The sequence below is a fragment of the Stenotrophomonas sp. 63632_Sma genome, from assembly GCF_056482875.1.
The window spans coordinates 290,935-314,015 of record NZ_CM151220.1 but is presented as its reverse complement, the minus strand read 5'-3'; the positions used below and the strand labels follow the sequence as shown (position 1 = coordinate 314,015).

The following is a 23,081-nucleotide window of genomic DNA, read 5'->3' as shown; positions in this document are numbered from 1 at the left end:
GCTATTGATGTTGATGTTGATGTTGATGTTGATGTTGATGTTGATGTTGATGTTGCTGCTGCCGTTGCTTCGGCGGGTGCCGGGCGCAGCCCGGCCCCACCTCAGAACCCCAGCGGGGTGTCGCCCAGCACCGGCTGCAGCTGGCTGCGGAACAGCGCCTGGATGCGTTCCAGCGCCGCCTCGTCATTGCCCTCGAAGCGCAGCACCAGCACCGGCGTGGTGTTGGAGGCGCGCACCAGGCCCCAGCCATCGGGGAAGTCCACGCGCAGGCCATCGATGGTCGACAACCGACCGCCCACATACGGGTTGTCCGGCGACTGCGCCGCCGCCACCAGCATCGCCACCAGCGCGTGCGGCGTACCGTCGGCCACCGGCACCTTCAGTTCCGGCGTGGCCACCATCTCCGGCAGCTCTGCCAGTACCTCGTCCGGAGTCTCCTCGCGCTGGGCCAGGATCTCCAGCAGGCGCGCAGCCGCATACAGGCCATCGTCAAAACCGAACCAGCGCTCCTTGAAGAAGAAGTGGCCGCTCATCTCGCCAGCCAGCTCGGCATCGGTCTCGCGCATCTTCGCCTTCATCAGCGAATGCCCGGTCTTCCACATCAGCGGGCTGCCACCATTGCGCAGCACGTGGTCGGACAGCTTGCCGGTGCACTTCACGTCGTAGATCACCATCGCGCCCGGATTGCGCATCAGCACGTCGGCGGCGAACAGCATCAGCAGGCGGTCGGCATAGATGATCTTTCCTTCGCCGGTGACCACGCCCAGGCGGTCACCGTCGCCATCGAAGGCGACGCCGAGATCGGCACCGAAGCGCTTCACCGTCTGCACCAGGTCTTCCAGGTTGGCCGGCTCGCTGGGGTCGGGATGATGGTTGGGGAAGGTACCGTCGACATCGCAGTACAGCGGGATGACTTCCGCACCGATCGCTTCCAGCAGCTGCGGCGCGAGCGCGCCGGCCACGCCGTTGCCGGCATCGGCCACGACCTTCAACGGGCGGTCCAGCTGCACGTCGTCGGCGATGCGCTGGATGTAGTCGGCGCTGACATCGCGCTGCTGGTAATCGCCCGGCTCGGCGGCCTGTACCAGGCGGCCTTCGACGATGCGCTGGTACAGATCGGTGATGGCATCACCGGACAACGTCTCGCCGCCGATGACCACCTTGAAACCGTTGTACTCGGGCGGGTTATGGCTGCCGGTGACCGCCACGCAGGTGCCGGTACGCAGATGGAAGGCGGCGTAGTACACGACCGGGGTCGGTGCCAGGCCGATGTCGATCACCGCGCAACCGGCGCGCCTCAGGCCCTCGGCCAACCCTGCGGCCAGTTCCGGGCCGGACAGGCGGCCGTCGCGGCCGATCACCACCTCGCGCAGGCCCTGCTCCAGGGCCACGGTGCCGATGGCCTGGCCGATCAGCGCCGCCGTTTTCGGCGTCAGTTCACTGCCAACCACGCCGCGGATGTCGTAGGCGCGGAAGATACCGGCCGCCAGTTCCTCGGCCGGAACCGGTGGCGGGGGCGGCGGTGCACTTTCAGTTGTGCTGGCCTCGGCCACCGGCGGCGGCGCCATCTGCAGGCTCTCGCTCAGGGTCGGGCCATGATCGGCTTCCGCCACGGTCGCCCGGCGCGGCAGCGGCAGCGACTTCGGCAGGCGGCCGCGCCCCACCACCAGCAGCACGGCGATGAACGCCAGCAGCAGCGCAACGATGGCGCTGGCCAGCGAACCCAGGCCCAGCGGACCAGGTTCGACATTGGGTACCGCGGCCACCAGCCGCAACGGCGTCCCCGGAATCGGCCGCGCCAATGCTTCGGCGCTTTCGGCCAGGCCGGCATCGCCCTGGGCGACGAGGTCATGCGCGCCCTGGCGCAGGCCAAGGAAACCGGCCGATGGCGCACTCACCTGGTCCAGCGGTGAGGTCAGCCGCAGCAATGGCTGGCGCACGTAGAGCACCGCCGGGCCGAGACTGCCCAGTTGAACCGGCGCTGCCAGGCCCAGGCGATTGCCACCGCCATCGCGGACCACGCGCAGGCTGGGCTTGCCTTCGGCCAATGCCGCTTCCAGCAGCGCCAATCGCGCATAGCCAAAGGCGGCCGGGTCGGCGTAGGCGTTGGCCAGATCAGCGGCCAGTACCTCGGCGTGCTCGACGCCGGTCCAGCTCTCGCGGACCGCGAGTGCCGCCGCAGCGGCATCACCGGCCTGCAGCGCCTGCTGCACGCGCTCGTTCTTCAGCTGCTGCTGCAGCTGCTTCAGCTGGCCGGCAGCGGCCTCCTGCAGGCCCTGCACGGCCTGGTCACGTGCAGCTTCCAGCGCCTGGCCGTTGGCCTCCTGGCGCCATTGCTGGACTGCGCTCCATCCGAACCAGCCGGCCAGCAGGATCAGCAGCACCCCCAGTAGTGGCGCACTGCGTCCCAACGACCGTCCCCGCTGTCCTTCCCCGATGCCGCTCATCGATGTCCCCTGTCAACGCACCCCGGTGTGGCCGAATCCACCCGTTCCCCGCACGCTGTCGGTGAAAGTATCCACCACCTGCAGGCTGACGCGGGCAATCGGCACGATCACCAGTTGCGCGATGCGATCGCCCGGCTCGATGGTGAAGGCCTCGCGGCCACGGTTCCAGACGCTGATCAGCAGCGGGCCCTGGTAATCGGCGTCGATCAGGCCGGTGCCATTGCCGAGCACGATGCCGTGGCGATGGCCCAGCCCCGAGCGCGGCAGGATCACCGCGCACAGGTTCGGATCGGCGATGTGGATGGCCAGGCCGCTGGGAACCAGCGCGGTGTCGCCCGGCTGCAGGGTCAGCGCGGTATCCAGCGCCGCGCGCAGGTCCATGCCGGCGCTGGCCTCGGTGGCGTAGGCCGGCAGCGGCCAGCTGTCGCCGAAGCGCGGATCGAGCAGCTTGACCTGCAGCGGTTGGGAAGTGGATGCCTGGGTCATGCCTGGAGTCTCCGCGCGATCAGCGCCAGCAGTTGTTCGGCCAGCTCGCGCTTGGAGGTGGCCGGGAATACCTGTTCACCGTCCTGCCAGAAGGCCGTGGCGGCATTGTTGTCGCTCTCGAAACCGCCGCCGCTGATGCCGACCTGGTTGGCGATCACCAGGTCCAGGCGCTTGTCGACCAGCTTGCCACGCGCGTATTTCTCCACGTCGTGGGTTTCGGCGGCAAAGCCGACCACCAGCTTCAGCGACTGCGTCTGCGCAGCCACCTCGGCAAGGATGTCCGGCGTGCGCACCAGCTCGATCACCAGCGACTGGCTGTCGGCGGTCTTCTTCAGCTTCTGCGGCGCGACCTGGCGCGGCGTGTAGTCGGACACTGCAGCGGCACCGATATAGATGTCGGCCGGCAGCGACTTCAGCACGGCATCGCGCATCTGCGCAGCCGAGCGCACGTCCACACGCTGCACGCCGGGCGGCGTCGGCAGCTGTACCGGGCCGCTGACCAGCACCACCTGAGCACCCATCGCGGCGGCGGTCGCGGCCAGGGCAAAGCCCATCTTGCCGCTGCTGCGGTTGCCGACATAGCGCACCGGATCGATGTCTTCATAGGTCGGGCCGGCGCTGATCAGCAGGCGCAGGCCCTGCAGCGCGCGGGTTTCCGGCGCGGCAACGGACGCCGCGCTGCTGCCATTGGCGGCCAGCGCGGCCACGATGTCGCCCGGTTCGGCCAGACGCCCCGGACCGGACTCGCCTTCGGCCAGCGGGCCATCGACCGGGCCGATCACCTGCGCGCCGCGCTGGCGCAGCAGGGCGATGTTGGCCTGGGTGGCCGGGTGCAGCCACATGCGATGGTTCATCGCCGGGCAGATCGTCAACGGCGCGGTACTGGCCAGGCACAGCGTGCTGACCAGGTCATCGGCATGGCCCTGGGCCAGCCGGGCCAGCAGATCGGCGGTTCCCGGGGCAACCACGATGCGGTCGGCCCAGCGCGCCAGCTCGATGTGGCCCATGGCCTGTTCGGCGGCGCTGTCCCACAGCGTGGTGCGGGTAGGCTGCCCGGACAGGGCCTGGAAACTGAGCGGAGTGACGAACTGCTGGGCACCGGCGGTCATCGCCACCTGCACCTGGGCACCGGCGTCGCGCAGGCGCCGCACCAGTTCCAGGGCCTTGTAGGCCGCGATCCCGCCTCCGACGCACAACAGCAGTTTCTGACCTTCCAGCGCGCGGGCCTGCGCGGGGGAAGCGTTGGGGGAGTCAGCCACCTGGAATTCCTGTGCAAACGAGGGCGCTAGCTTACCCGATGGTCGGTAATGTCCCGGTGCAGGGTGCACATAGCGGACAGCTATCAGTAGATGGAGCGCGCTGCGCCTGACCCTGGGCTAGCCGGGCATCGGTTTCGGACCTTTCCTATACCTCTACGGGTCTGCGCTTTTGCAGAATCAGGCATTGGCTGCCGTCTGCCGTGGCCTGTTCGACCTTCGAGGAGCCTCGTGCATCCACGCATCATCATTGCCGACGACCATCCCGTGGTCCTGCATGGCATCCGTATCGTGCTGCAGACCCACCTGATGGACATCGTCGGCAGTGCACGTGACGGCGCCCAGCTGCTGGAGCTGGTGGACCACCACGACTGCGATGCGGTGCTGACCGACCTGTCGATGCCGGGTGACGGCCCGGACGGTCCAGAGCTGATCGACGCGCTGCGCGTGCGTCACCCCGGGCTGCCGGTGGTGGTGCTGACCGGCGCCCGCCATCCCGGGCTGCTGGACGGACTGCTGCGCGAGGGCATCAGTGGGCTGGTCGACAAATGCGCCGATTTCGCCGAACTGCCGCAGGCACTGAACGCCGCACTGGCCGGCCAGGTGTTCGTTTCCCAACAACTGCGCCACCACCTGCAGGCGCGCGACCTGCTGTTCCCGCGCGAACCGGCGCCGCTGTCGGCGCGGGAACAGGAAGTGCTGGATCTGCTGGCGGCCGGGCTCAGCGTGAATGCCGTCGCCGAGCGTTGCGGGCGCAGCCCGAAGACCATCAGCCGGCAGAAGGCCGAAGCCAAGCGCAAGCTGGGCCTGCAGAACAACCAGGAACTGTTCGACTATCTGCAGACCCGGCGCGGGTGAGGCATCGCCCGACCCGGTGCTGCGGTATGCACTGATGGGAGCCGCCACCCGGGCTGGCGATGATGCAGGCATGCCCATCCATGACTGGCCCGAACAGGAACGCCCCCGTGAGAAGCTGATCGCGCGCGGGCCCACGGCACTTTCCGACGCCGAACTGCTGGCCCTGTTTCTCGGCTCCGGGTTCGGTGGCCGCGATGCCGTGCAGACCGCGCGCGACCTGCTGCAGGCGCACGGCCCGTTGCGGGTGCTGCTGGACCGCCCCGCGCGTGATCTGGCCCGCCTGCCCGGGCTCGGCCCGGCGCGCAGCTGTACGCTGGCTGCCGGGCTGGAACTGGCCCACCGCTACCTGGCTGCCGAGCTGGAACACGGCGAAGCGGTCGGCAACAACCCGGCCGCGGTCGGCCGCTATCTGCAGCACCGCCTGCGGGGGCAGGCCCGGGAGATCTTCATGGCCCTGTTCCTGGACAACCGGCACCGCCTGATCGCTTGCGAGGAGCTGTTCCACGGCACCATCAACGCCGCACCGGTCTACCCCCGCGAAGTGGTGCGGCGCGCCCTGCTGCACAACGCGGCGGCGGTGATCCTCAGCCACAACCACCCCTCCGGCGACCCGGAACCCTCCAGCGCCGATACCCGCATCACCGACGAACTGCAGCAGGCACTGGCGCTGGTGGATGTCCGCCTGCTGGACCACTTCGTGGTCGGTGAGGGCCGCCCCGTTTCGTTTGCTGAACGAGGCCTGCTGTCGCCGCCCCAGCCCCGCCTGTTCGGCTGAGCGCCCGCCCTCCAGGCGCCATCGGTCGCCCCCACAGGCAGGTTTCGGTCAGCGTGGCCGCTGGTATCTGCGCTAAAATGGGCGATTCCGCCGCTCATTCTCACAGCAGGCCTCGTGAAAAATCTCCTCCGCGCCCTGATCAGCCAAGGCATCGAAGCCTTGCGCGCCAATGGCACCCTGCCCGCCGACTCCCTGCCGCCGGACTTCGTGGTCGAGCGCCCGAAGACCCGTGACCACGGCGACTTCGCCACCAATGCCGCGATGCTGCTGGCCAAGGCCGCGCGCAGCAATCCGCGCGCACTGGCACAGGCGCTGGTCGAGGCACTGCCGCGCAGCGAGGACGTCAGCAAGGTCGAGATCGCCGGCCCCGGCTTCATCAATTTCCACCTGGCGCCGGCCGCGTACCAGCGTGAAGCCGCGTCGGTCATCAAGGAAGCCCACGACTACGGCCGCAACCTGTCCGGCAATGGCCGCACGGTGGGTGTGGAGTACGTGTCGGCCAACCCGACCGGCCCGCTCCATGTCGGCCATGGCCGCGCGGCGGCGATCGGCGACTGCGTGGCGCGTGTGCTCGACGCCAACGGCTGGAACGCCAAGCGTGAGTTCTACTACAACGACGCCGGCGTGCAGATCGAGAACCTGGCGCTGTCCACCCAGGCGCGGATCAAGGGCATCGCGCCGGACCAGGATGGCTGGCCGGAAGGTGGCTACCGCGGTGAATACATCGCCGACGTCGCCCGCGCCTACATGGCCGGCGCCAGCGTCGATCTGGAAGGCAGCACCGTGGTCGGTGCCAAGGACCCGGACGACATGCAGGCGATCCGCCGCTTCGCCGTGGCCTACCTGCGCAACGAGCAGAATCTGGACCTGGCCGCGTTCGGCGTCGACTTCGACATCTACTTCCTGGAAAGCTCGCTGTACGCCGATGGCAAGGTGGCCGAAGCGGTGGCCAAGCTGCAGGCGTCGGGTCATACCTATGAAGAAGGTGGCGCGCTGTGGCTGCGCAGCACCGACTTCGGTGACGACAAGGACCGCGTGATGCGCAAGTCCGACGGCACCTTCACCTACTTCGTGCCGGACGTGGCCTACCACCTGTCCAAGTGGCAGCGCGGCTACGAGCGCGCGATCACCGAGCTCGGCGCCGATCACCATGGTTCGCTGGCACGCGTGCGCGCCGGCCTGCAGGCCATGGAAGTGGGCATCCCGCAGGGCTGGCCGGAGTACGTGCTGCACCAGATGGTCACCGTCATGCGTGGCGGCGAGGAAGTGAAGCTGTCCAAGCGTGCCGGCAGCTACTTCACCCTGCGCGACCTGATCGAGGAAGCCGGCCGCGATGCCACCCGCTGGTTCCTGATCGCGCGCAAGCCCGATTCGCAGCTGACCTTCGACATCGACCTGGCCCGCCAGCAGAGCAACGACAACCCGGTGTTCTACGTGCAGTACGCGCACGCCCGCGTCTGCAGCCTGCTGCGCCAGGCACAGGAGAAGGGCCTGGTGTACGAACAGGGCAATGGCCTGGCCAACCTCGGCCGCCTGGCCGACGACGCCTCGCTGCTGCTGATGAACGAGATCTCGCGGTACCCGGAAGTGGTGGAGGCGGCCGGCGTGGCGCTGGAACCGCATCTGGTGGCGCAGTACCTGCGTGAATTGGCGCACGCGTTCCACACGTGGTATCACGGGACGCCGGTGCTGGTGGAAGACGCTGCGGATCGCAACGCCAAGCTGACCCTGGCCTGCGCCGCGCGCCAGGTGCTGGCCAACGGCCTCGAACTCCTGGGCGTCAGCGCCCCGGAAAAAATGTAAGCATCAGGAGACGCAGTACACATGGCAGCACGACGCGGCAAAAACCAGGCACGACGCAACAGCAGCAGCCAGGGCACACCCGGATGGGTGTGGCTGGTCGCTGGCGTGGCGATTGCGGCCGTGGTGTTCCTGGCGGCGCCGAACCTGTTCAAGGGCGAAGGCGATGGCTTCCTTCGCGCCGGTCCGCAGCCGAACCCGAACGCGCAGCCTGCCCCGGTCGCTGATGCCGACAGCGATGTCGGCACCCAGCCGGCCGCGCAGCCGGCCACGCCGAAGCCGGCCGAACCGGAAAAGCCGGCCGCCACCCAGTACGACTTCTACACCCTGCTGCCGGGCAAGGAAGTTGAAATGTCCGACGCCGAACTGGCTGCCAGCGCGCGTGCCGAGGACCAGCGCCGGGCCAAGGCCGAAGCGCAGCGCGCGCAGGCGGCACTGGAAGGCAAGCCGGTTCCGCCGCCAGCGGCTACCGCGCCGGCACCGACGGCAACCGCCAGCGTGGCCAGCACCGCGCCGGTGACCGCCACCAGCCGTCCGCTGCCGGCACCGCTGAGCGAACGACCGGCTGCGGCAACGCCTCCGGCCAGCACGCCGACGGCGTCGACCAGCACCGCCGCCGCCACTCCGGCAGCGCGTGCGGAAACCGCGCCGACCGCGGCCACTACCCCCGCCGCTGCGGCACCGGCTGCCGCCGACAATGCCCGCTACATCCTGCAGGCGGGTGCGTTCGGTGCCTCCGGCGATGCCGAAGCGACCAAGGCCAAGCTGGCGATGATGGGCCTGGCGGCACGCGTCGAATCGGCGCAGATCAACGGCAAGACCGTGTACCGCGTGCGCATGGGACCGTATGGCAGTGCAGGTGAACTGTCTGAAGCCAAGCAGAAGCTGGATGGCACCGGCCTGCAGGCGATGGCGATCAAGGCACAGTGAGTCTGCCGAAGTGAATGAAAAAGCCGGGCACAGCCCGGCTTTTTTTTGTCTGTGTAGAGTCGAGCTTGCTCGACTGCCGTTCAAAGCAGTCGAGCAAGCTCGACTCTACAAAGGGCGAAGAGCAGTCGAGCATGGCTCGACTCTACAAATGAACGTCAGCCTTCGCGGGCGACCTGGAAACCGGCGAAGGACTGGCTGACCGGCATCAGTTCCAGGCGATTGATGTTCAGGTGCGGCGGCAGGCTGGCCACCCAGAAGATCTGTTCGGCGATGTCTTCGGCGGTCATCGGGTTGGCGCCGGTATAGAGCTTGTCCGACGCCGCCTGGTCGCCATGGGTACGCACCACGGTGAACTCGGTTTCGGCCATGCCCGGCTCGATCGTGGTCACGCGCACGCCGGTGCCGTGCAGGTCCGAACGCAGGCCGAGCGAGAACTGGCTGACGAAAGCCTTGGTGCCACCGTAGGCATTGCCGCCCGGGTACGGGTAGACGCCGGCCACCGACGAAATGTTGATGATTGCGCCCTTGCGCTCCACCAGCTGCGGCAGCAGGCGGTGGGTCAGGGTCACCAGCGCGGTGATGTTGGTGTCGATCATCGTGGTCCAGTCCGACAACTTGGCGCTCTGTGCCGGCGCAGTGCCCTGCGCCAGACCGGCGTTGTTGACCAGCAGATCGATCTCGCCAAAGGCCGGCGGCAGTGCCAGCAGCGCCGCTTCCATCGCCACCGGATCGCGGATGTCGAAGGCGGCGGCATGCACCACGTCCTTGCCGTAGCGCTCGACCAGCGGCTGCAGGCGTTCGCCGCGGCGGCCGGTGGCGATCACCTTCCAGCCCGCCTGGGCGAAGCGGTGGACGGCGGCGGCGCCGAAGCCGGACGTGGCGCCGGTAATCAGGACAGTGCGGGTCATCAGGCAACTCCAGGGGGAAAAACCAGACCCCCATTCTGGCACCGTCGGCCGGGGGTTGCGTTGCCTGATCGGCCAGATCCGGCCCCACCTGTCGGGGTGACCGGTACAATTGGGGCCATGATCAACAACGATGTCCTGCGCAGCGTGCGCTACTCCCTGGACCTGGGCGACCACCACGTGGTGACCCTGTGCCAGATGGCCGACCCGGCCTTCGCCGTGGATCCGGAACAGGTGAAGGCCTGGCTGCGCCGCGAGGACGAAGCCGGTTTCGAGGCGATGAGCGACAGCGCGCTGGCGCACTTCCTCGACGGCCTGATCGTGCACCTGCGCGGTCGCGACGAAAGCCAGCCGCAGCGTGCGGTGGAAACCCGCATCGACAACAACCTGGTGCTGAAGAAGCTGCGCGTGGCCTTCCAGCTGCGCGACGTCGATCTGATGGAGATCTTCGCCAGCGCCGGCTTCAACGTCTCCAAGTCGGAAGTGGGCGCCTTGTTCCGCCAGCCCGGGCACACCAACTACCGGCGCTGCCTGGACCAGATGCTGCGCAATTTCCTCAAGGGCCTGAGCCTGCGCCTGCGCGGCTGAGCACGGCCTCGACGAACGCACGCGCCGCCGGTGTCGGCAGTCGCTGCCAGACCAGGTGCACGCGGCGGGTCGGGGTCGGCTGCAGCGGAATCTGTACCACCCCCTGGAACCCGTCGGCGATCAACGCTGGCACGATGCCAACCGCCAGCCCATGGCGGACGAAGCGCTCGATCAGTTCCATCAGATTGACCTCGAAGCGCACCGTGTGCGGCAGGCCAGCGGCAGCGAAGGCATCGTCGGTCTGCCGCCGCGCACCGGTGCCGCGCGGAAAGTCGACCAGCGCCTCGTCCTGCAGTTCGGTCAATGGCAGCCGCTTGCGCCGGGCCAAGCGGTGCGATGGCGCCAGCACCGCCACCAGGTCTTCTTCCTGCAGCATCTGGTGGCAGACCCCGTCCAGCCCCGCCGACGGCGCCAATCCGACCAGTGCCACGTCCAGCTCTCGCGACTGCACCTGCGCGATCAGGTCCTCGCTCTTGTCGACCCGCAGCTGGAACTCCACCTGCGGGTGCGCCTGCTGGAAGGCCGCCAGCATCGCCACCACATCAATGTCGGTCAGCGAGGAGATCTGCCCGATCGCCAGCAGGCCACGCACCTCACCAGTAACGGCGGCCACGTCGGCGCGCAGGTGGCGCAGGCTGGCCAGCACCTGGCGTGCATGCACCAGCAGCGCCTCGCCGGCGGCGGTGGCCCGCACCTGCCGCGGCAGGCGCTCGAACAGGGGCGTACCCAGTTCCTGCTCCAGGTAGGCAATCTGGTGGCTCAACGCGGACTGCACCACATGGCAGCGTTCCGCGGCGCGGGTGAAATTGCCCTCTTCGGCCAGGGCGACGGCAAACTCGAGCTGTTTGAGATTCATCCAACTATCTCGTTTCCAGATGGCATGGATGATGATGATTCATTTCCATCATGGCCGCAGCAGGCGGACACTGTGCATCCCGCTTTGTGGAATACCGCGTGAGTCCGTCCCTCCCCCCTCTGCACCGCTGGCAGGTGCTGCTGATGTCGGTGGCTACCGGCGTGGCCGTGGCCAGCAACTACTATGCGCAGCCACTGCTGCACACCATCGCCGATGCCTTCGGCGTGCCATTCGGCCAGGTCGGCATGGTGGTCACTGCCGCACAGCTGAGCTATGCCGCCGGACTGATCCTGCTGGTGCCGCTGGGAGACCTGTTCGAACGCCGCCGCCTGATCGTGGTGATGAGCCTGCTGTCGGCAGGCGGGCTGGTGATCAGTGCCTGTGCACCATCGCTGGCCTGGTTGCTGGTCGGCACCGCGATCACCGGCCTGTTCTCGGTGGTGGCGCAGGTACTGGTGCCGTTTGCGGCCACGCTGGCCGCGCCGGAACATCGTGGCCGCGTGGTCGGCACATTGATGAGTGGCCTGCTGCTGGGCATCCTGCTGGCGCGCACCGTGGCCGGCCTGCTTTCCAGCCTGGGCGACTGGCGCCTGGTGTATGCGATCGCCGCCGGCACCCTGGTGCTGACCGCGCTGGCGCTGCAGCGCGGCCTGCCGCGATTCCACCACAGCGCCGGCCTCGGCTATTTCGCATTGCTGCGCTCGATCGGCGTGCTGTTCGTGCAGGAGCCGGTACTGCGCCAGCGCACCCTGCTGGGCGCCTGCAGCTTCGCCATGTTCGCGATCTTCTGGACGCCGCTGGCGTTCCTGCTGGCACAACCGCCCTACGCCTACAGCGATGCCACCATCGGCCTGTTCGGGCTGGTCGGCGCCGCCGGTACGCTGGCGGCCGGCCTGGCCGGGCGCATGTCCGATCGTGGCCAGACCGGACGTGCCACTGCCATCGCACTGATGCTGTTGCTGCTCTCGTGGCTGCCGTTGGGGCTGTCGGCACACTCGCTGCTGGCGCTGCTGGTCGGCGTGGTGGTGCTGGACCTGGCCGCGCAGCTGCTGCACGTGAGTAACCAGAACCTGATCTATGCACTGCAACCGGCAGCGCGCAACCGCCTCAATGCCGGCTACATGACCGGCTACTTCATCGGCGGTTCGCTGGGTTCGCTGCTGTCGGCGCAGGTCTACCAGCGCTTCGGCTGGACCGGCGTCTGCGTGGCCGGTGCTGCGGTGGCCATGCTCGCCCTGCTGCTGTGGCTGCCCGGCGCGCTGCGCGCGCGCCAGGCTTCGGTGACTGACTAGAAGCTGCCCTGCAGCGCCAGCTCCCAGCGTCCGCCGGCATTGCCCGGAAACAGCCGCTTCGCTGCGTTGTCGGTGTCATGCACGGTGGCGCGCAGTTCCCATGCCGGGGTCAGCGAGGCGATGGCACTGAGCTGGCCATGCAGGTAATCAGGCCCCTGTGCGGTGGCCAGCCAGTACTGGCCTACCGCCGCTTCGAGGCGGAACCGCTCGTGCAGCGGCACCCGCACACCCAGCTGGGCGTAGGTGCCGCGATGGCCGCCCGCCAGCGCGTCGTTGGAATGCGCCAGCTGCAGCCAAGCGCGCTGCTTCCAGGTCACGGTGGTATTGAGCTCGGTCCAGTCCAGCGCGCGGCCGGTGCCCGGGTACACGTAGCGGGTCAGGTTGGCATCCAGTGCCCAGTCCGGTGCCAGTGCACCACTCCAACCGGCCACCAGGTCGAACTCGCTGCGCGCGCCGTTGTCCGGCTTGAACGATACGTTGGACCCCCACACGCTGGCGTACCAGCCCGATGGGATCGAGACCTTCGCGCCGGCCTGCACCGCCGGGTCGCCGTCGCTCTGCGAGCTGCCGCGCCACACGTAATCGCTGGTCAATGCGGCACTGCCACTCACCTGCACCTGCGCCTGGGCGGTGCCGATGCCGAGCAGCCCTGCCAGGGCGGCCACCACTGCCGCCATCATCCCCTTGCTGTTCACTGCACTGTGTTCCTCGTCGAAGGCGGTCACGCCGCCGGGACCGCAGTGTCGAGGCGGTGGCCGTAACGGATCGAGGGTGCTGCCGGGCCCGTGGCGCAAATTCGGCGTAAATCCCGCGGACCGGGGCCACATGCCAGCAGCGCGGTATCATGGCGCCCTGTTTCCAGGAACCAACCGCGTGGACGCCATCCTGACTCCGGTATCGATCGGCGAGCTGATCGACAAGATCACCATTCTCGAGATCAAGGCCGAGCGCATCGACGATGCCGCCAAGCTGAGCAACGTGCGCACCGAGCTGGACGGCCTGCTGCCGTTGCTGCAGCTGCAGCTGCAGGCTCAGCCGGCGCTGGCCGTGCTGAAGCAGCAGCTGAAGGCGATCAACGAGCGCATGTGGGACATCCAGGACCAGCTGCGCGACAAGGAAGCGGCCCAGGTGTTCGACGATGCCTTCATCCAGTTGGCGCGTGGTGTCTATGGCACCAATGGCGAGCGCGTGCAGGTGAAGAACGAGATCAACCGCGTGGCCGGTTCGGCCCTGGTGGAAGAAAAGCAGTACCAGGGCGAGTAACGCCACCTCAATCAGCGTCGATCAGATGGCGGAAGCGGAACAGCTCGCCATCGTTGCGGATGCCCAGCTTGCGGTACGCCGCTCGCTTCTGCGTGCTGATGGTGCTGGCTGCACGCCCACTGCGGCGTGCCATCTCGCCGGTGCTGCAACCACGCAGCACCCACTGCAGGACGGTGCGCTCGCGGGTACTCAACCGTGGTGAACGCATGGACTGCTGGCGCTGCCGACGGGACTGGTTCAACTGTGCACGCAGATCCGGCGGCACGAAGCGCCCGCCACGGGCAACCACGCTCACTGCCCGCAGCAGCATCTGCGGCGCGCAGGCCTTGGACAGGAATCCGCGCGCACCGGCCTGCAAGGCCAAGGACATGACACCCGCGTTGCAGTGTGCGGTCAGCACCAGGATCGGCACTGCCGGCCAGTGGCGTGATAGGTGCCGCAGCAGTTCCAGGCCTTCGCCGCTGTCACCGATCGGCAAGGCGTCGACCAGCAGCAGATCGATCGCGGCCGCCTGCTGCTGCAGGCGCTGCAGCAGATCACCGCTGCGGCCGTAGCTTCCATCGACCTGCAGGCCCGCCTGCCGGGCCAGGACTTCCTGCACGCCATGCCGCAACAGCGGGTGTGGATCCAGCAGCAAGAGGCGGCAGGGAGGATCGCGGGGCGACGGAAACGTGGGCATCGTTGCATTCCTGCAGAACAGGCCACTCACCCTAGGGCGCAGCCGACGCCTGCGGAATCCAATTCGTTGCAATGCCGCCCTTCCGCCGCGACACGGTCAGGTAGCGTTTGCCCAGCCGGAAACGCAACAGGCCCGGCATGGGCCGGGCCTGTCGAGGCATCTTCGGCGCGCAGGCGCGCCGAGGAAGCAATTACCAGCTGAAGCGCGGGCCGACGGTGTATTCCTTGTCGCCGTCGCGGTTCATCTTCAGCTCGCCATTCAGGCCCCAGTTCTGGTTCAGCTTGACCTGACCACCCAGGCGGCCGTACCACTGGCCTTCCGGATTGATGCCGTGCTTCTTCGAGAAATCTTCGTAGCCGACCATGCCGTAGACTTCGGCGTGGGCACCGAAGGCGGTGCGGATACCGGCTTCAGCGCTGTAGCCATTGAAGTCCAGGCCGTGCTTCTGGTCGCGCTTCTGGTAAGCAACGCGGGCAACGAAGTCGGTGGTCGGGGCGATTTCAACGTTGTAGCCGGCGCCGATCTTCCACTGGTCCAGCTTGATGTTGGTGTGGTCGATTTCCTGGCGGCTGTACTCACCGAAAGCGTGGAAGTTCGGCAGGAAGCCGTACGAACCCTTCACGCCCCAGCCGTCGGCCTTGAACGCGTCGATGTCGGTCTTGGCGTAGTCGGCTTCGGCGTAGTTGTACGACAGGTTCTCAGCAGCCGAGGCGGTGAACGGCAGGGCAGCGGCCAGGGCCAGAGCAATCAGCGAATTCTTCATGGGGGTACACCTTTACTTTCTTATGGTGTGCAGCAGCGCCAGGGCGCCATCGCATCGGGAATGTAAATTCTCCGTTATTCGCCACAACGCTCCCTGAAAACAGCGCTCTTCGCATTGCTGAATTTTTTGCCTTGATTCAGGCTGTCTCTGGCATACGCGCGCGGCGCGCGTGCATTTGTGATTCGTCGTCGATTGCAACAGGAGGTTGCCTTGTACGTTTCCGATCCGCCGCTGGTGCCTGTTCGCGCCGCGCTCCTGGCATGCGCTGCCCTGTTCCCGATCCACGCTGCGCACGCACTGCAGGCCGCTGACTACCAGCGCGCCGAACGCGTGCATGACAGTCACCTTCGCGGTGCGCTGCGCAATGCTTCGGTGCTGCCCCACTGGCTGGCCGATGGGCGCTTCTGGTACGAACGCGAAACCACGCAGGGCCGGCGCCAAGCGGTACTGGTCGATCCAGTCCAGGCCACACGCCAGATCCTGTTCGAACCCGATGCGCTGGACGCGGCGGTTGCACCTCTCGGCGCCAGCGGACCACGCCTGCGCTTGAACAACGTGCAGGTACTGGATGGAGGCCTGCGCCTGCAGTTCAACGGCGAGGCGGCGATCAGCTGTCAATGGCCACGCCTGCAGTGCGTGCGTTCGCGGGATGCAGCGCCAGCGACCGATGCACTGCCATCGCCCGGCGGTGATGCCTGGCTGCAGGTACGCGATCACAACCTGTGGCTGCACTCGCCCGGAATGGCAGCACGAGCGCTGACCAGCGGCGGTGAATCCAATCATGGCTATGGCGTGCTGCCGGACTTCACCCTGCGCGGCATTCCACGCCGCCAGGGCCGGATGCCGACGCGGCCGTTCGCGGTCGGCTGGTCACGGGATGGCCGCTACGTGGCCGGCATCCGCTACGACGAACGCGCGCTGCAGGACTACCCCTATCTGGAAAGCAGCCCGGCCAACAGCGCGCGGCCGCGCGTGCATACGGTGAAGCTGGGGCTGCTGGGTGACACCCGGCAGGTGCGCGACAGCCTGTATGTGGTCGACACCCGCAACGGCCAGCAGCATGACATCGCCTTGCCGGAAGGCTGGAACACCCTCAGCGAAGCCGGCGTACTCGGCTGGGACGGCGACCGGTTGTATGCCGTGATCGCGCACTTCGGCGCACCGCGCAGGCTGCGCCTGGTGGAGATCGATGCCAACAGCGGTGCGTTGCGCACGGTTCTGGAAGAAGCCAGCGACACCCGCCTGCAGCTCAACGTGTATTCCTACAACCGGCCAGCGGTGGCCATCCTGCCCGGCCAGGACACGGCGGTGTGGTTCTCGCAGCGCGATGGCTGGGGCCATCTGTACCGGGTCCGCCTGTCCGACGGCAAGGTGCTGCGCCAGCTCACCCGCGGCCAATGGGCGGTGCGCGACCTGCTGGGCGTGGACGCTGCGGGTGGCTGGGCGTACTTCAGCGCCGGCGGCGTCGACGGTGGCGACCCCTACGTACGCGGCCTGTACCGTGTATCGCTGCAGGGGGGACCGGTCCAGCGCCTGGCCGCCGATGGCAACGACCATCTGGCCGATGCCGGCACCGGCGCGTTGTTCGGCGGGCGCGCCCCCCAGGCGCTGTCGCCTGGCGGTGGCTATCTGGTGGATACCGTTTCCCGTCTCGACCAGCCACCACGCACCGTGCTGCGGGCCAGCGATGACGGCCGTGAAGTGATGGTGCTGGAAACAGCGGATGACGGCGCGATCATTGCTGCCGGCTGGCGCCCCCCACGGCGCGAACGGCTGCTGGCCGCCGATGGGCGAACGCCGATCTTCGCCACCGTCTACCTGCCCCGCGACTATCGCGACGACGGCCGCTTTCCGGTGATCGACGCGATGTACGGTGGCTCCTTCGTCAGCAATGCGCCGGTGACCTACGCCGAGGCGGTGTCCGCCTTGAATCCGGTGTCACGCGCCAGCCTGACCGAACTGGGCTTCGTGGTGGTCAGCATCGACGCGCGCGGCACCGGTGGCCGCGACAAGGCGTTCCATGACAGCAGCTTCCTGCACGGGGCAGATGTGCAGCTGGATGACCATGTGGCTGCGCTGCGCCAGCTGGGCGAACGCTACCGGGGCATCGACCTGCAGCGGGTCGGCATCTACGGGCATTCGTTCGGTGGTTACAGTGCAGCGCGCGCCCTGCTGCGCTATCCGGCGTTCTACAAGGTGGGCGTGGCCTCGGCCGGCAGCCACAATTTCCAGGGCATGTACGGCGGTGCATTGCACGGCATGGACCGGCTGTTCGGTGGCGTGCTGCCACCAACACCCCTGGCCGATGGCGTGCCGGCGCCGTTTGCCGGACTCGACAATGCAGCGTTGGCCGGCAACCTGCGTGGGCATCTGATGCTGGTCTATGGCGAACTGGACGAGAACGCGCCGCCGGCGCTGACCCTGCAGCTGGCCGCCGCCCTGAACAAGGCCCAGCGCAGCTACGACCTGCTGTACCTGGCCCGGCAGGACCACGAACTGTTCCGCAACGACGCCACCTACACGCACCGCATGTGGGACTACTTCGTGCGCCACCTGGCCGGCCAGCAGCCACCGGAGACGGTGCTGGCGCCGCTGCCCGGTGGGCCGGGCTGAACAGGCGCACACAGGATGTCGATCCACGGCGCCCTGGTTCGTCGGGTACTTGAAGGCCGTGCATGCGGCACGGTCCATCCGGAGGCAGGCAATGAGCTACATCGATGGTTTCGTCCTGGCGGTGCCCACCGCCAACAAAGAGAAGTTCCTCGCCCATGCACGCACAGGGGATCCCGTTTTCATCGAGTACGGCGCGCTGCGCGTGGTCGAGTGCTGGGGTGACGACGTACCGCACGGCAAAACCACCGACTTCTTCGGTGCGGTGAAAGCCACACCAGATGAGACGGTCGTGTTTTCCTGGATCGAATGGCCGGACAAGCCGACCCGCGACGCCGGCATGAAGAAGATGATGGAAGACCCGCGGTTTGATCCCGCGACGAATCCGATGCCGTTCGACGGCGCGCGGATGATCTACGGTGGGTTCGTGCCGATCTACGAGCTGACGCGCTGAACCGGGCGGACGTGCTCAGCGCGCGTCCGTGTCATCGCTGGCGGAGGCATGGCCGGCGCCCAGTGCGGCGCCGGCGCCGAGGCCCATGCCGCCCATTCCGGCCCCCATTCCGCCACCGCCGCCGCCACCGCCACCACCCGCACGACCGCCCTTGGCATCGCCATCGTTGCGGCCCTTGCCACCGCCACTGGCAGCGGGCCGGGTCGGGCCCTGCGGTGGAATCTGCAGGTCGGTCGGGATGGGGGCCAGATCCAGCGCTTCGCGCACGAAGTCGCGCAGCGAGACCACCAGTTCGTGGAGGTGCACCGGCCGCCCCTGTGCCAGTTCGTTGGCCGCACGCGCGGCCAGCCGCACCTGCTCGTCGGTGCCCAGCAACAGGATGTCCGACAACGCGGCCTCGACGGCATCGCGGATGCGGCGCGCGCGATCCGAGCGGGGTTCGGCGATGCCTTCGACATCTTCGCGCTGGCGCAGGTCGCGGCGATGGCTGGGATCCACGCCCAGTTCGCCAGTGAACGACCCGCCCAGGGTCTTGTAGGCCGCCATCAGCGTGCGCAGCCGTTCGTTGATCTGCCGGTTCTCGCGCTCGCGGCGCTGTTGCAGGGTCTGCATCACCAGCAGGCGGATGCCCACGCCCAGCAGGGTGATCAGGACCAGGCCGGCCAATGTGGACAGCACGCCCTGCCAGGAACTGAAGTCGATACCACGCATGCCCGGGGCTCCTGCAGGAAGAACCTGCATCTTGCCCCAGACCGTGCCCCAGAAACGCGAAAGGCCCCACCACCCGTTGGGTGGCAGGGCCTTCGGTCACGGCGCGATTACTTGCGCTTGGCGACCTTGCGCACGGCCTTCTTGGCCGGAGCCTTCTTGGCGGCGACCTTCTTCAGCGGCGCAGCCTTCTTGGCGACCGTCTTGCGGGTGGCGGCAACCTTCTTGCCCACCGCCTTCTTGGCAACGGCGGTCTTCTTGCCGACAACCTTCTTGGCAGCAGCGGTCTTCTTGCCGACGGCCTTCTTGGCGACAGCGGCCTTCTTGCCGACAACCTTCTTGGCGGCCGCGGTCTTCCTGGTGGCGACCTTCTTGGTAGCGGCAACCTTCTTGCCGACAACCTTCTTGCCGACAACCTTCTTCGCAGCCACGGCCTTCTTGCCAGCGACCTTCTTGGCGGCGACGGTCTTCTTGGCCACGGCCTTCTTGGCGGTGGCGACCTTCTTGCCGACAACCTTCTTGGCGGCCGCGGTCTTCTTGGCAACGGTCTTCTTCGCGACGGCGGCCTTCTTGGTGGCAGCCTTCTTCACGGTAGCGACCTTCTTGCCAGCAGCCTTGGTGGCAGCCTTGGTGGTCTTCTTGGCAGCGGCGGCCTTCTTGGTCACGGCCTTGCCTGCAGCCGCCTTCTTCTTGGCCACTTCCTTCTTCAGGGCAGCGGCTTCGGCCTTGGCGTTCTTCTTGGCGGCTTCCAGCTTCTTCTTGGCGTTGGCAACAGTCTTGCCGACCGACTTGGCAGCCTTCTCGGCCTTCTTGGCAACGGTCTTCTCGACCTTCGCCACGGCCTTCTTGGCCTTGGCAACGCGGGTGCCGGCAGCCTTGGTGGCGCGCTTGACGGTCTTCTTGACCGACTTCACTGCGTCTTCGGCAGCGTGGGCGATGGTCTCGCCAACGTTGGTGGCGGTTTCTTTGACGTTCTCGACGGCGTCGGTCACGACCGACACACCATTACCGTTGCTCATGTTGCCCTCCTGCGGGCCTTAAGTATCAAAACGGGGCGATGCTATACCGACATTGACGATCGTGGAACGGGGCATGCGCCCGCAATCGCATCTGCTGCGACGGTAATGGTGTAGCCCAGCACCCTCTCGAGCACAGTGGGTTGACAGGAAACCCCTTTTTTTCAGTGCTGCGCCGCACGGTGCGGGTAGCGGCAGGTGCTGCCTGCGCGCACCTGCCAGAGTGCTGCGAAAGGCATGCGATATGGCGCATCGCGGCACCAGGATGCGCAGAACTGCGCAAGTATCAGCCTGTATCCACACGCGCTTCGGCAGACGTCGGCACATTGCGAAGCACGCCCGACGTTGTCGCCACCGCCCCACAGATGGCGACGCCGACCCGCGTTCCGGGCGCCCGGTTTTCATGGCGCATTTATCCAGATCGCGACACACTCATTCAGCTTGTTTTACCGTAGGGCCGAACCGCCCCCACCCACGCCAGCGAACCGACTCCCATGCGACCGCTTCCCACCCTGCTCACGCTCGCAATCGCCGCCGCCTTCGGTGGCTTCGTTGCCACCGGCATCAATGCCCACCTGGACAACCGCGCCGACGCCGCGCCGCTGCCTGCGGTACTGCCGACCACGGCGGCATTGCCGGCCTCGGTGGCCGGACAGGCGGTGCCGTCGCTGGCACCGATGCTGGAGAAGGCGATGCCGGCCGTGGTCAGCGTCAACACCAAGCAGGTGGTGCGCGTGCGCAACCCCTTCTTCAACGATCCGTTCTTCCGCCGCCTGTTCCCGGACATCCCGCAGGAACGCATCAACGAATCGCTGGGCTCGGGCGTGATCATCGACGCCAAGGAGGGCCTGGTGCTGACCAACCACCACGTCATCGACAACGCCGATGACGTGCAGGTGACACTGGCCGACGGGCGCACGGTCAAGGCCGAGTTCCTCGGTTCGGACCGCGATACCGACATCGCGCTGATCCGCATCCCGGCGCAGAACCTGACCGACATCAAGCTCGGCAACAGCGACCAGCTTCGGGTCGGTGACTTCGTGGTGGCCATCGGCAACCCGTTCGGTTTCAGCCAGACGGTCACCTCCGGCATCGTCTCGGCGGTGGGCCGCAGCGGCATCCGCGGGCTGGGCTACCAGAACTTCATCCAGACCGATGCGTCGATCAACCCGGGCAACTCCGGTGGCGCACTGGTCGACCTGCAGGGCCAGCTGGTCGGCATCAATACCGCCAGCTTCAACCCGCAGGGCAGCATGGCCGGCAACATCGGCCTGGGCCTGGCGATCCCCTCCAACCTGGCGCGCAGCGTGGTCGACCAGCTGGTCAAGCACGGCGTAGTGGTGCGCGGCACGCTGGGCGTGGAGAGCCAGAACCTGACCGCGCAGATCGCGCAGGGCCTGGGCCTGGGTGAAACCCGTGGTGCGCTGATCACCCGCGTGCTGGCCGGTTCGGCCGCTGCGACCGCCGGACTGAAGCCGGGCGACGTGGTGGTTTCGGCCAACGGCCAGCGCGTGGACAGCGCAGAAGCCCTGCACAACGTGGAAGGCCTGGCGGCGGTCGGCAGCACGCTGACGCTGGACGTGCGCCGCGAGGGCAAGCCGCTGCAGATCAAGGCAACCTTGAAGGAACAGGCGCGCGCGGTCACCGGCGAGAGCCTGGACCCGCGCCTGACCGGGGCCACCTTCGTCGACCTGCCCGAGTCGCTGCGCCAGTCCGGTGTCGGTGGCGTGCTGGTCAGCGAGGTCAAGCGCGGCAGCCGCGCGGCCACCAACGGCCTGCAGCAGGGCGACATCATCACCGATGCCACCGTGGGCGAATTCGCCGACCTGGCCAGCTGGCGCGCCAACTTCCAGCAGCGCCCGCCGACCCTGGTGATACGCGTGCTGCGCAACAATGGCCAGCAGCAGGGCCAGCTCGTGATGCGCTGATCGCCCTGCCGTAACACCCCCTATACCCCGGCAATGCTATTGCTGTCAGTCCAGGTCGGCACCGCCGACTCCCGTTCCCCCATCGCAACAGGAGTGATTCGATGAGCCCCACCAATACCGAGAACCTGAAGGAACACCTGGGTGAAGCCGGTTCCCACCTGAAGCAGGCCGCGTCGGCCGCCGGCGGTGCGATCAAGGGTGCAACCGGCGCAGCCGGCGACGAACTGCGCATCGGCAAGGCCAACGTCAAGGCTGAACTGTCCGACAGCGCGCTGTCCGGCCTGGCCGCCGCCGAGTTTGGTGGTGCAGCCGCCAAGGAACAGGTCGACGCACTGATGGACAAGGGCAAGGACCTGATCGACAGCGCCGCTGAGCTGATCCGTGAACGTCCGCTGGCCTCGTTCGGTGTCGCCTTCGCTGCCGGCTGGATCATCGCCAAGCTGGCCCGCGGCAGCAGCGACAAGTAAGCCGCGGCGTGAGCGAAGACAACGCGCAAGCGCCTGATCCGGCGGCTACCCCGCCGCTGGATGAGAGCATCCGCCAGGTCGGCGCGGCCGGTCGTGCCGCTGCCGATTCTGCCAAGCACACGCTGCGCTCGCTGCGCCGGTTGGCCTCGGCCGACTTCGCGCTGGCGCGTAGTGCATTCGGTCGCGCGCTGGCCTGGGCCGGCGTGGCGATCGTGTTCGGTGCCTCGGCCTGGCTGCTGATGGCCGCCACCCTCATCGCCCTGCTGCAGAGCTGGGGCCTGAGCTGGCTGCAGGCGCTGCTGATCACCTCGCTGCTGAGCCTGGCCGTCACCGGTTATGCGATCTGGCGGGTGTCCTACTTCTTCCACCACACTGGCATGCACGCTACCCGGCGCCAGCTGTCACGCTTGGGCCTGTTCGACGAACCCAGCGAAGACGATCCCGATGCCGAAGTGCAGCTGCCCGAGGGCAAGCCATGAAGTTCGGCGCGCTGCAACGGCGTGTGAAACGCTGCGAACAGGTGGTGACCGTGCGCCTGGGCGAAACCCAGGACCACTGGTCCACGCTCAGCGACGTCTGGCGAAAGGGCTGGTCGCCGCTGCGCATCGTGGTGGTCGGCCTGGCCGGTGGCTTCATCGCCGGCAAGCTGGAAGTGCCGGGCAAGGTCAACGGTGCCCGCTGGCTGCAGATGGTGGGTTCGGTCTCGAACCTGTTCGCCAGTGCACAGGCGGCGTTCGCCACGGCGATGGCGGCGCAGGCCGCAGCCACTGCCGACGACGCGGCTGAGGAAGCCGACGAAGCCAGCGAACAGGCACAGGCGGCGGCCTCCGCTGCCGAGCCACGGCCGGCACCGGCTCCACGTTCCGTGCCGGAGCCAGAACCGGAACCGGACCTGCGCGGACCGCGTCCGGCCGAAGCGGCTACCGAGCTGTCCGAACGTTGATCCATGGAATCCGCCGCGCCGATCGCGGCCGGCGGATAATGCGCTCCCCTTCCCGGT

Annotated in this window: 23 protein-coding genes; 13 read left to right on the top strand and 10 right to left on the bottom strand. The window is 67.6% G+C overall.

Translation table 11 applies throughout. The annotated features are described in order from the left end of the window. Window positions 1-101: 101 nt before the first annotated feature. Genes ACZK45_RS01425 through coaBC form a run of 3 tightly spaced genes read right to left on the bottom strand, consistent with a single transcriptional unit; the run spans window position 102 to window position 4,192 of the window. The gene (locus ACZK45_RS01425) at window positions 102-2,447 is read right to left on the bottom strand and encodes a phosphomannomutase/phosphoglucomutase (RefSeq protein WP_478445327.1); all 2,346 of its coding nucleotides are present in this window, start codon (window positions 2,445-2,447) and stop codon (window positions 102-104) included. A gap of 12 nt (window positions 2,448-2,459) precedes the next feature. After that, on the bottom strand, window positions 2,460-2,933 hold the full coding sequence (gene dut / locus ACZK45_RS01420) for a dUTP diphosphatase (RefSeq protein ID WP_180838585.1): 474 nt from the start codon (window positions 2,931-2,933) through the stop codon (window positions 2,460-2,462). Beyond that, window positions 2,930-4,192 carry a bifunctional phosphopantothenoylcysteine decarboxylase/phosphopantothenate--cysteine ligase CoaBC gene (coaBC, locus tag ACZK45_RS01415; RefSeq protein WP_478445326.1) on the bottom strand — a complete coding sequence of 421 codons (1,263 nt, stop codon included), beginning with the start codon at window positions 4,190-4,192 and terminating at the stop codon, window positions 2,930-2,932. The genes dut and coaBC overlap by 4 nt, the downstream gene beginning before the upstream one ends. 228 nt (window positions 4,193-4,420) lie before the next feature. Between coaBC and ACZK45_RS01410 the strand changes: the two genes are divergently transcribed. From ACZK45_RS01410 to ACZK45_RS01395, 4 genes are all read left to right on the top strand, one after another. Further along, window positions 4,421-5,047: a response regulator gene (locus ACZK45_RS01410; protein WP_293798007.1), complete on the top strand. Its 627-nt coding sequence runs from the start codon at window positions 4,421-4,423 to the stop codon at window positions 5,045-5,047. Between the two features lie 70 nt (window positions 5,048-5,117). Next, window positions 5,118-5,822 carry a RadC family protein gene (radC, locus tag ACZK45_RS01405; protein WP_478445325.1) on the top strand — a complete coding sequence of 235 codons (705 nt, stop codon included), beginning with the start codon at window positions 5,118-5,120 and terminating at the stop codon, window positions 5,820-5,822. A gap of 114 nt (window positions 5,823-5,936) precedes the next feature. Continuing rightward, window positions 5,937-7,625 carry an arginine--tRNA ligase gene (argS, locus tag ACZK45_RS01400; protein ID WP_012478915.1) on the top strand — a complete coding sequence of 563 codons (1,689 nt, stop codon included), beginning with the start codon at window positions 5,937-5,939 and terminating at the stop codon, window positions 7,623-7,625. 21 nt (window positions 7,626-7,646) lie between these two features. After that, window positions 7,647-8,552: an SPOR domain-containing protein gene (locus tag ACZK45_RS01395; RefSeq protein ID WP_049399052.1), complete on the top strand. Its 906-nt coding sequence runs from the start codon at window positions 7,647-7,649 to the stop codon at window positions 8,550-8,552. A gap of 155 nt (window positions 8,553-8,707) precedes the next feature. On the opposite strand, the gene ACZK45_RS01390 is transcribed toward ACZK45_RS01395, so the two are convergent. Continuing rightward, complete coding sequence (locus ACZK45_RS01390; protein WP_019337645.1) at window positions 8,708-9,460, bottom strand: SDR family NAD(P)-dependent oxidoreductase; 753 nt, start codon at window positions 9,458-9,460, stop codon at window positions 8,708-8,710. 117 nt (window positions 9,461-9,577) lie between these two features. On the opposite strand from ACZK45_RS01390, the gene ACZK45_RS01385 reads away from it, so the two are divergent. Then, window positions 9,578-10,045: a YehS family protein gene (locus tag ACZK45_RS01385; RefSeq protein ID WP_005411992.1), complete on the top strand. Its 468-nt coding sequence runs from the start codon at window positions 9,578-9,580 to the stop codon at window positions 10,043-10,045. On the opposite strand, the gene ACZK45_RS01380 is transcribed toward ACZK45_RS01385, so the two are convergent. Continuing rightward, window positions 10,014-10,901: a LysR family transcriptional regulator gene (locus tag ACZK45_RS01380; protein ID WP_149909351.1), complete on the bottom strand. Its 888-nt coding sequence runs from the start codon at window positions 10,899-10,901 to the stop codon at window positions 10,014-10,016. The genes ACZK45_RS01385 and ACZK45_RS01380 overlap by 32 nt on opposite strands. Window positions 10,902-11,044: 143 nt before the next feature. Here ACZK45_RS01380 and ACZK45_RS01375 point away from each other — a divergent pair, with 143 nt between their 5' ends. Next, window positions 11,045-12,193, top strand: coding sequence for an MFS transporter (locus tag ACZK45_RS01375; protein ID WP_332838306.1), 1,149 nt, complete (start codon window positions 11,045-11,047; stop codon window positions 12,191-12,193). Here ACZK45_RS01375 and ACZK45_RS01370 read toward each other — a convergent pair. Next, the gene (locus tag ACZK45_RS01370) at window positions 12,190-12,888 is read right to left on the bottom strand and encodes a TorF family putative porin (protein ID WP_032130339.1); all 699 of its coding nucleotides are present in this window, start codon (window positions 12,886-12,888) and stop codon (window positions 12,190-12,192) included. The two genes, ACZK45_RS01375 and ACZK45_RS01370, sit on opposite strands and share 4 nt — an antisense overlap. Window positions 12,889-13,066: 178 nt before the next feature. Here ACZK45_RS01370 and ACZK45_RS01365 point away from each other — a divergent pair, with 178 nt between their 5' ends. Beyond that, complete coding sequence (locus ACZK45_RS01365) at window positions 13,067-13,456, top strand: DUF6165 family protein (protein ID WP_032130333.1); 390 nt, start codon at window positions 13,067-13,069, stop codon at window positions 13,454-13,456. Between the two features lie 7 nt (window positions 13,457-13,463). Here the strand turns inward: ACZK45_RS01365 and ACZK45_RS01360 are convergent, their stop codons facing one another. Together ACZK45_RS01360 and ACZK45_RS01355 are read right to left on the bottom strand one after the other, a co-directional pair. Then, complete coding sequence (locus ACZK45_RS01360) at window positions 13,464-14,135, bottom strand: response regulator (RefSeq protein WP_478445324.1); 672 nt, start codon at window positions 14,133-14,135, stop codon at window positions 13,464-13,466. Window positions 14,136-14,325: 190 nt separating this feature from the next. After that, window positions 14,326-14,898: an OmpO family porin gene (locus ACZK45_RS01355; protein WP_032130335.1), complete on the bottom strand. Its 573-nt coding sequence runs from the start codon at window positions 14,896-14,898 to the stop codon at window positions 14,326-14,328. A 210-nt stretch (window positions 14,899-15,108) separates the two neighbouring features. Here ACZK45_RS01355 and ACZK45_RS01350 point away from each other — a divergent pair, with 210 nt between their 5' ends. Both ACZK45_RS01350 and ACZK45_RS01345 read left to right on the top strand, forming a co-directional pair. Then, window positions 15,109-17,511, top strand: a complete 2,403-nt coding sequence (locus ACZK45_RS01350; protein ID WP_478445323.1) for a S9 family peptidase — start codon at window positions 15,109-15,111, stop codon at window positions 17,509-17,511. 91 nt (window positions 17,512-17,602) lie between these two features. Then, window positions 17,603-17,962, top strand: coding sequence for a DUF1428 domain-containing protein (locus ACZK45_RS01345; protein ID WP_005407745.1), 360 nt, complete (start codon window positions 17,603-17,605; stop codon window positions 17,960-17,962). 15 nt (window positions 17,963-17,977) lie between these two features. Here the strand turns inward: ACZK45_RS01345 and ACZK45_RS01340 are convergent, their stop codons facing one another. Next, window positions 17,978-18,673 carry a hypothetical protein gene (locus tag ACZK45_RS01340; RefSeq protein WP_253143740.1) on the bottom strand — a complete coding sequence of 232 codons (696 nt, stop codon included), beginning with the start codon at window positions 18,671-18,673 and terminating at the stop codon, window positions 17,978-17,980. A 107-nt stretch (window positions 18,674-18,780) separates the two neighbouring features. Then, a complete protein-coding gene (locus tag ACZK45_RS01335; protein ID WP_478445322.1) occupies window positions 18,781-19,689 on the bottom strand; it encodes a histone in 909 nt (302 codons plus the stop codon). Between the two features lie 491 nt (window positions 19,690-20,180). On the opposite strand from ACZK45_RS01335, the gene ACZK45_RS01330 reads away from it, so the two are divergent. The 4 genes from ACZK45_RS01330 to ACZK45_RS01315 all read left to right on the top strand — a co-directional run bounded on the left by ACZK45_RS01330 (window position 20,181) and on the right by ACZK45_RS01315 (window position 23,024). After that, entirely contained in the window at window positions 20,181-21,614 is a 1,434-nt protein-coding gene (locus tag ACZK45_RS01330; RefSeq protein ID WP_049421476.1) for a Do family serine endopeptidase, read from the top strand. A 101-nt stretch (window positions 21,615-21,715) separates the two neighbouring features. Then, window positions 21,716-22,081 carry a hypothetical protein gene (locus ACZK45_RS01325; RefSeq protein ID WP_032128158.1) on the top strand — a complete coding sequence of 122 codons (366 nt, stop codon included), beginning with the start codon at window positions 21,716-21,718 and terminating at the stop codon, window positions 22,079-22,081. Window positions 22,082-22,089: 8 nt separating this feature from the next. Then, window positions 22,090-22,560 (top strand): phage holin family protein, encoded by a 471-nt coding sequence (locus ACZK45_RS01320; RefSeq protein WP_049398102.1) that lies wholly within the window; start codon window positions 22,090-22,092, stop codon window positions 22,558-22,560. Continuing rightward, window positions 22,557-23,024 (top strand): protein sip-5, encoded by a 468-nt coding sequence (locus ACZK45_RS01315; RefSeq protein WP_071229379.1) that lies wholly within the window; start codon window positions 22,557-22,559, stop codon window positions 23,022-23,024. The genes ACZK45_RS01320 and ACZK45_RS01315 overlap by 4 nt, the downstream gene beginning before the upstream one ends. Window positions 23,025-23,081: the final 57 nt, after the last annotated feature.

What these genes read in the sequence shown, in the direction of transcription:
- ACZK45_RS01425 (WP_478445327.1), bottom strand. Translation starts at nt 2,447, where the DNA reads ATGAGCGGCATCGGGGAAGGACAGCGGGGACGGTCGTTGGGACGCAGT.
- dut (WP_180838585.1), bottom strand. Translation starts at nt 2,933, where the DNA reads ATGACCCAGGCATCCACTTCCCAACCGCTGCAGGTCAAGCTGCTCGAT.
- radC (WP_478445325.1), top strand. Translation starts at nt 5,118, where the DNA reads ATGCCCATCCATGACTGGCCCGAACAGGAACGCCCCCGTGAGAAGCTG.
- ACZK45_RS01395 (WP_049399052.1), top strand. Translation starts at nt 7,647, where the DNA reads ATGGCAGCACGACGCGGCAAAAACCAGGCACGACGCAACAGCAGCAGC.
- ACZK45_RS01390 (WP_019337645.1), bottom strand. Translation starts at nt 9,460, where the DNA reads ATGACCCGCACTGTCCTGATTACCGGCGCCACGTCCGGCTTCGGCGCC.
- ACZK45_RS01385 (WP_005411992.1), top strand. Translation starts at nt 9,578, where the DNA reads ATGATCAACAACGATGTCCTGCGCAGCGTGCGCTACTCCCTGGACCTG.
- ACZK45_RS01380 (WP_149909351.1), bottom strand. Translation starts at nt 10,901, where the DNA reads ATGAATCTCAAACAGCTCGAGTTTGCCGTCGCCCTGGCCGAAGAGGGC.
- ACZK45_RS01375 (WP_332838306.1), top strand. Translation starts at nt 11,045, where the DNA reads ATGTCGGTGGCTACCGGCGTGGCCGTGGCCAGCAACTACTATGCGCAG.
- ACZK45_RS01360 (WP_478445324.1), bottom strand. Translation starts at nt 14,135, where the DNA reads ATGCCCACGTTTCCGTCGCCCCGCGATCCTCCCTGCCGCCTCTTGCTG.
- ACZK45_RS01355 (WP_032130335.1), bottom strand. Translation starts at nt 14,898, where the DNA reads ATGAAGAATTCGCTGATTGCTCTGGCCCTGGCCGCTGCCCTGCCGTTC.
- ACZK45_RS01345 (WP_005407745.1), top strand. Translation starts at nt 17,603, where the DNA reads ATGAGCTACATCGATGGTTTCGTCCTGGCGGTGCCCACCGCCAACAAA.
- ACZK45_RS01340 (WP_253143740.1), bottom strand. Translation starts at nt 18,673, where the DNA reads ATGCGTGGTATCGACTTCAGTTCCTGGCAGGGCGTGCTGTCCACATTG.
- ACZK45_RS01335 (WP_478445322.1), bottom strand. Translation starts at nt 19,689, where the DNA reads ATGAGCAACGGTAATGGTGTGTCGGTCGTGACCGACGCCGTCGAGAAC.
- ACZK45_RS01330 (WP_049421476.1), top strand. Translation starts at nt 20,181, where the DNA reads ATGCGACCGCTTCCCACCCTGCTCACGCTCGCAATCGCCGCCGCCTTC.
- ACZK45_RS01325 (WP_032128158.1), top strand. Translation starts at nt 21,716, where the DNA reads ATGAGCCCCACCAATACCGAGAACCTGAAGGAACACCTGGGTGAAGCC.
- ACZK45_RS01315 (WP_071229379.1), top strand. Translation starts at nt 22,557, where the DNA reads ATGAAGTTCGGCGCGCTGCAACGGCGTGTGAAACGCTGCGAACAGGTG.